Raw genomic sequence first — 1653 nt, 5'->3', positions numbered from 1 at the left:
CCCTGATCCGCCATTGTCGTTGGGCTGGGTGAGCGTGGCGTAGAACGAGAATGCCCTCCTGAGCAGGGAGGATGTCGATTGCGACGTCAACAACCCACTGCTCAAGAGGGGCACCTCGTAAGTGAAACCTTCTCACAAGATCCGCCCTGTTTTCGACGACCCGAACGTGGTGTCGACCGCTGGGCTTGTCCCTGCTCTTCGCCTGGCGGAGTCGGCTGGTCTGTACGAGCTGCTCGAGGGGTTGTCGGTGCCCTCGGCAAACGCGGCGGCGAAGACTGCCGCGATCCTGGGCGGGATGCTGGCCGGGGCCGATTCCATCGAGGATCTCGACTTGCTGCGTCACGGCGGGATGAGCAAGCTGTTCACCGGCCTCCGTGCGGCCACGACGTTGGGCACGTTCCTGAGGTCCTTCACCCACGGGCACGTGCAGCAGCTCGGCAAGGTCAACACCGGCCTGTTGGCTGGACTCACCACGCGGGTGCCCGGGCTGCTCGCCGGCAGCGATGCGGAGGGGATCGCGTTCCTCGATGTCGATGACACGGTGCGTGAGGTCCATGGCTACGCCAAGCAGGGTGCGGCGTTCGGGTACAGCAAGGTCCGTGGCCTCAACATCGCGCTCGCCACGATCTCGACGCCGACCGCGGCACCGGTGATCGCCCAGGCACGTCTTCGCAGGGGCAACACCGCTTCGGCTGCTGGCTGTGGTCGCCTGTTGGCGCAAGCCATCACTACCGCCCGTGCCGCTGGGGTTGCCGGCCGGGTCTTGGCGCGGGCGGACTCGGCCTACTACGGGTGGGCGTTCGTGGGGACCGCGATCCGGCACCAGGCGTGGTTCTCGGTGACCGCTCGGATGACCCCGGCCGTGGTCAAGGCGATCACCAGCATCAAGGAGGGCGCCTGGCGGGCCATCGAGTATCCCAACGCGGTCTGGGAACCAGGTGAGCAACCCGGTGATGGCCATTGGGTTTCTGATGCCGAGGTCGCCGAGATCGACTTCGTCGCGTTCACCGGCCGCCGCAAGACCGAACATGTGCCGTGCCGCCTGGTTGTGCGTCGAGTGAAGCGGCTCCAGCCGCTGGCATCCGACGGCACCGCGCAGGGTGAACTGTTCGCGACCTACCGCCACCACGCGTTCATCACCAACAGCACCCTGTCGGTCATCGAGGCCGATCAGCGTCACCGCGACCACGCCCTGGTCGAACAAGTCATCGCGGAGTTGAAGGACAACGCGCTCGCGCACCTTCCGTCGGGGAAGTACGCAGCCAACGCTGCCTGGGTCTCTTGTGCAGTGATCGCGTTCAACATCGCCCGTGCCACAGCGGTCACCGCCGACATGCGCACCGCGCGCTGGGCGACCCTGCGGGAGAAACTCATCAACATCCCCGCCCGGATCGCCAACACCAGCCGCAGGCTCGACCTACACCTGCCCGAACACTGGCCCTGGGCACGCTCGTGGATGTTGCTGTGGTCGGTCGCGACCAGCCCACCCACCGCTGACCCCACCTGACCACCCAGCCCCCGAAGGGCGCTACCCGAGGACCTCAAAGTGGAAGAGCCGGCGACGACCGGCGGCCCCACCACGCCCACTTCCGCGACACCCAGCCAGACCCACCCGAATCACCAATCAGAAATCACCGATGGCGGATCAGGGCT

Annotated in this window: 1 protein-coding gene; it reads left to right on the top strand. The window is 66.5% G+C overall.

Features of this window, described 5'->3' with window-relative positions:
- Positions 1-121: 121 nt before the first annotated feature.
- Positions 122-1507: an IS1380 family transposase gene (locus Q9R27_RS18675; RefSeq protein WP_311253914.1), complete on the top strand. Its 1386-nt coding sequence runs from the start codon at positions 122-124 to the stop codon at positions 1505-1507.
- Positions 1508-1653 lie beyond the last annotated feature (146 nt).

Source organism: Nocardioides sp. AE5, assembly GCF_031844485.1.
Lineage (GTDB): Bacteria > Actinomycetota > Actinomycetes > Propionibacteriales > Nocardioidaceae > Nocardioides.
The sequence above is the reverse complement of the archived record's forward strand: the minus strand, read 5'-3'. Positions and strand labels throughout refer to the sequence as shown.